We start from the raw sequence: 4,094 nt of genomic DNA, 5'->3' as shown, positions 1-4,094 counted from the left end.
GGATGGTGCCAGCCTCTTCTCCCCAGCGGGGAGAAGGTGGCCGCGAAGCGGCCGGATGAGGGGGTCTTTTCTCAACGCGATAGCCCTGCCGTTGGCGATGCGGTATCCGGCCACCCGCCCAGGGAGACAGGCGGGCGGCCGGCAGGCGTCCGCTACTTCTGCGGCGCCTGGTCGATGATCGACTGCATCGTTTCCTGCGCATTGGCTATCGCGCCATCGACATCGTCGCCGAAGAAGACCTCGTTGATCATCTGCGTCCACGGGCCGTTGGCGGAGTTGATCAGGTCGTTGAACACCACCGAATAGGGCGTCTTGCCCTTGGCCATGGCTTCGGCGGCGATCTGGTAGCGCGGATCGAGATCCTTCAACGCGTCCTTGGCGATGTCGCCGCGCACCGGCAGGCTTCCGTATTTGGCAAGGATGGTCTGGCCCTCGAGCGAATAGGCGAAGTCGAGGAACTCCTTCACCACGGGCAGTTTCGTGGTGCCCTTGGTGACGACGAAATTGTCGCCGCCCGCAAAGGACGACCAGCCGCTGTCCTTGCCCGGCAGGAAGGTGACGCCGTAATCGATGTCGGGATACTGGGTGTTGAGCGCGCCGATGGCAAAGGCGCCGGACGGCGAGATGCCGATATTGCCGGCGGCGAAGGCGGCAAAGAAATTGGCGCCGGTGTCGGTCTGTGCGCCTGCCGGTACCAGATCCTTCTTGACCATCGAGCGGTAGAGATCGATGGCGCCGCGCAGCTGCGGGCTGTCCAGCGTCGCCTTCGAGCCGTCTTCGCTCAGGATGTCGCCACCAGACGCCCAGATCAGGGGCGTGAAGGTGAAGATGTTGCAGCCGCCGCAATTGCCGGAGAAGTAGAAGCCCTTGATGTTGCCGCCGAGCGCGTTGACCTTCTCGGCATCGGCCGCGATCTCGGCCCAGTTGGCCGGACCTTTTTCGGGATCGAGGCCGGCCTGCTTGAACAGCTTCTTGTTCCAGATCAGCACCGAGGCGTCGGCGGAGAAGGGCAGGCCGTAAATGTGGTCTTTGTAGGTGCCGGTCTTCACATGCGCCGGCGACAGGCTGGCAAAATAGGGCAGGGACTTTGCCCAGTCGGTGATGTCCTCCAATTGGCCGGCTGCGGCGAAGGAGGGCGTGTAGATCAGGTCGAGCGACAGCGCGTCGGGCGCTGTGCCGCCGGCGGCCGCGGCACCGTATTTGGGGATGATCTCGGCATTGGGGATGATATCGAGCTTGACCTGGTTGGTGTGCGCCTTGTTGTAGGCATCGACGATCCTCGGCATGAAATTCGAACCGTCGGCGCGCACCCATATGTTGGCCGTCTCGGCGGCGGCAGTGCCGAGACCGCCGCCCAGAACGGCAGCGGCCAGGGCCAGTTTGGCAATCAGGTTCCTCATGTTCTCCTCCTCCAAGGTTGGCCGCGGTCCGCGGCTTGGCGCCGATTGCGCGGCGCTTCGTTTTCAGCCACCCGGCGGATGGCCGCATGACTGCCGCACCACCAGCCGGCACGGCAGTTTTCGAATGCCGGGCGCGGCGGGCTTGCCGCCGACCAGCGAAAGCAGGGTCAACCCGGCCTCGCGCCCGAGCGCGACCAGGTTCATGTCGACAGAGGTCAGCGGCGGGCGCGTCGCCCCGGCCACGATCTCCCAATTGTCGAAACCGATGACGCCGACATCCCTGGGGACGTCGAGGCCGCGTTCGCGCAGAGCATCGATGACGCCGCGCGCGATCTGGTCGTTGCCGCAGAAGACCGCGTCCGGCCTTTCGCTTTTGCCGTCGAACAGTTGCGCAACCGCCTGGTGACCCCAGGCTTCCGACCAGGAGCCGAGCAGCGGCTCGCTGACCGTCAGGCCGTTTTCGGCGAGCACGTCGCGGTAAGCCTGAACGCGCGCGTGTACCACGGCAAAGCTCGCCGGCCCGGTGACGTGGGCGATGCGCTTGCGGCCAAGCCGGCAAAAATGCTCGACGGCCAGCCGGGCGCCGCCAACATCGTCCGAGACGAAGGCAACGGCGTCGGGGTCGGGCTGCGTGAAGGCATAGATCACCGGGACGCGCAGATTGGAGAGGTCGACGGGCAGATGACGATCGATGCGCTTGCCAGTGGCGATGATGCCGTCAACGCGCTTGTCGAGCATGGCGTCGACATGCATCTGGCCCAGCCGCGGATCCTCCTCGACATTGCACAGGAACACCGAGACGCCATTGTCGACCAGCGCGTCCGAAATGCCCGACATCAGCGGCAGCGAGAAGCGGCCATAGGTATCGTTGGTGAGCAGGCCGACGGTGAAGCTGCGGCGTCGGAGCAGGCTTTGCGCCAGGCTGTTGGGCCGGAAGCCAAGCCGCCGGGCGGTCTCGCGAATGCGTTCGCGCGTCTCGGCTGTCATCCGGCCCTGGCTGTTGAGCGCCTTGGATGCGGTAGCGACGCTGACTCCGGCCTGCGCGGCCACGTCACGCAAGGTGACTGGCTTGGAAAAGACCGGAACAGGCAGATCGTCCGATGGCATCGCGCCGAGAGTCCTTAGTTGGAAAAAGGTTTTCTCTTACCGATCTGAAAGAGGCCCGGCAGGTGGCCGAGCCCGACTGAAATTGTTTGAGAAAACCTTTTCTCAGCTGAGGCTAGACCAGATTGGATCGCCGTTCAAGGGAAAAGCTGGTTGGGCCTCGGCTCTCTTCCTTCGAATGCAAACGCGGGTTAAAGCAGCGCCGGCAGCACTTAGCTCAGGGGAAGAGCGCCAGTCGCAGTGCTGGAGGCCCTCGGTCGAGACGGGGCGGGCTGCCGCTTGAGGCGTGAAGGATCGCAGCGTGCGCGGGATGCGAGGTCCGGCAAAGGGTTGGCGCTGCCGGGCAGCAAACCTGGCCGCAATATGTGCTGGCGGACGGTCTGAAGATCGTGCCGAAAATTCTGAACAGTCCCTCGGGATTAACCTTTCCGTAAATATTTGGCCGCTACTTCAACAGCCATGGCCTCGTGGCGGAGCGGCTACGCTGGAGACGGCAAATCTCTGAAGCCTCGGTTCGATTCCGAGGCGAGGCCTCCAAAATTTCGCGTCGAACAGCAGTCCCAATCTGCCCCAAGGGCAGTCAGTCCCCACGAATAGATTTGTGCGTTACGAAGGCGGTGCGGACCGGACGTTAAAGCAGTCCTGTCTTGCATTTGGCATGCCGGCACGCGCGAAAAGAGTGGTATGGAAGGGAGCCGAGCGTTCTTGCTTCGCTTTTTCCTGACATTCGAGGCCTTTCGTGCGTGAACCGTCGCTGCTGCCCGTCTTTGGAAAACTTGGCCTCAAGGCTCCTGCCGCCCTGGCGGCGGCACCGGCCTCGTCGGCAGGTGTGTCGCACCTGCGGAAGCTTCTGGCCGTGCATAGCGGCATGGTGCTGAAACTGTCGGTCGTCGCCTGGACGGTGCTGATCCTGGGCGCCGTGTTTTTCACGATGCAAGGCTGACCGGCATGGCCAACCGCTACACGCTGCGTATGGAGCTTCCCCAGAGCTGGAGCATCATCGATGTCTTCACCGGCCAGCCTGCGGTGGTCCGGCAAAAGGTGATGGTCGGGATGGGGCCGCGCGAGGCCGAGGACATGGTCGTGCAGATGAATGTCCGCGATGTCAAACGCCGCGAACGGGCCGAGCGCAAGGCCTGATCCGTAGCGGCCCGCCGGCGGAAGCCTGCCGCACCGCAAATCAAGGGATTCCCGTGAGAGCCAGCCTGAAGCAGAAGATACTGGAGATTTGCGACCGCAAGATCTCCGAGAAGGGGGCCGGCGTCGGCGTGTCGTTCTATGCGTTTTTCGCCAACAGAAACGACAACCCCGAACTCCTGATGGAAGCCGCCGAATGGTGGATCAGAACCCACCGCCTCGACCATTTCGAAAAGGCTGCGAAGATACGCGCGATGGTCGAGGGGATGGATCTTTAATCGTCGTTTTGAGCGACATGCAATGGACTGATCAGCCGAAATCGGACGCCGTCAGAACATACATGCTCTTGTGGGTGCGGTCGTAGGCCTTCGACGCGACCTCGCGGATGGCACTGCTCTCGGTGTCGAATGTCTGGAGATAACCGGCTTCATCGGCCGCGGTTCCAGGCCGCAT

The 4,094-nt window shown here is 63.2% G+C and carries 5 protein-coding genes and 1 tRNA gene; 4 read left to right on the top strand and 2 right to left on the bottom strand.

The window, feature by feature from the left end; all coding sequences use genetic code 11:
* Nucleotides 1–152 precede the first annotated feature (152 nt).
* Nucleotides 153–1,400 (bottom strand): sugar ABC transporter substrate-binding protein, encoded by a 1,248-nt coding sequence (locus EOA22_RS26290; protein WP_013530526.1) that lies wholly within the window; start codon nucleotides 1,398–1,400, stop codon nucleotides 153–155.
* Nucleotides 1,401–1,463: 63 nt separating this feature from the next.
* Nucleotides 1,464–2,507, bottom strand: coding sequence for a LacI family DNA-binding transcriptional regulator (locus tag EOA22_RS26285; RefSeq protein ID WP_127390320.1), 1,044 nt, complete (start codon nucleotides 2,505–2,507; stop codon nucleotides 1,464–1,466).
* Between the two features lie 458 nt (nucleotides 2,508–2,965).
* Here EOA22_RS26285 and EOA22_RS26280 point away from each other — a divergent pair.
* The 4 genes from EOA22_RS26280 (at nucleotide 2,966) to EOA22_RS26265 (ending at nucleotide 3,919) form a co-directional block, all read left to right on the top strand.
* Nucleotides 2,966–3,041, top strand: a tRNA-Cys gene (locus tag EOA22_RS26280).
* 202 nt (nucleotides 3,042–3,243) lie between these two features.
* Entirely contained in the window at nucleotides 3,244–3,447 is a 204-nt protein-coding gene (locus EOA22_RS26275) for a hypothetical protein (protein WP_013530528.1), read from the top strand.
* 5 nt (nucleotides 3,448–3,452) lie between these two features.
* Complete coding sequence (locus EOA22_RS26270; protein ID WP_027160878.1) at nucleotides 3,453–3,644, top strand: hypothetical protein; 192 nt, start codon at nucleotides 3,453–3,455, stop codon at nucleotides 3,642–3,644.
* Nucleotides 3,645–3,697: 53 nt separating this feature from the next.
* Nucleotides 3,698–3,919, top strand: a complete 222-nt coding sequence (locus tag EOA22_RS26265; protein WP_027160877.1) for a DUF6500 family protein — start codon at nucleotides 3,698–3,700, stop codon at nucleotides 3,917–3,919.
* The last annotated feature ends 175 nt before the right edge of the window (nucleotides 3,920–4,094 follow it).

Source organism: Mesorhizobium sp. M7A.F.Ca.US.014.04.1.1 (assembly GCF_003998745.1).
Lineage (GTDB): Bacteria > Pseudomonadota > Alphaproteobacteria > Rhizobiales > Rhizobiaceae > Mesorhizobium > Mesorhizobium ciceri.
Note: the sequence above shows the minus strand (reverse complement) of the source record. Positions and strands in the feature narration are given on the sequence as shown.

Bases quoted from the DNA above. Each gene is read 5' to 3' on its own strand.
- EOA22_RS26290 (WP_013530526.1), bottom strand. From the start codon at position 1,400: ATGAGGAACCTGATTGCCAAACTGGCCCTGGCCGCTGCCGTTCTGGGC.
- EOA22_RS26285 (WP_127390320.1), bottom strand. From the start codon at position 2,507: ATGCCATCGGACGATCTGCCTGTTCCGGTCTTTTCCAAGCCAGTCACC.
- EOA22_RS26270 (WP_027160878.1), top strand. From the start codon at position 3,453: ATGGCCAACCGCTACACGCTGCGTATGGAGCTTCCCCAGAGCTGGAGC.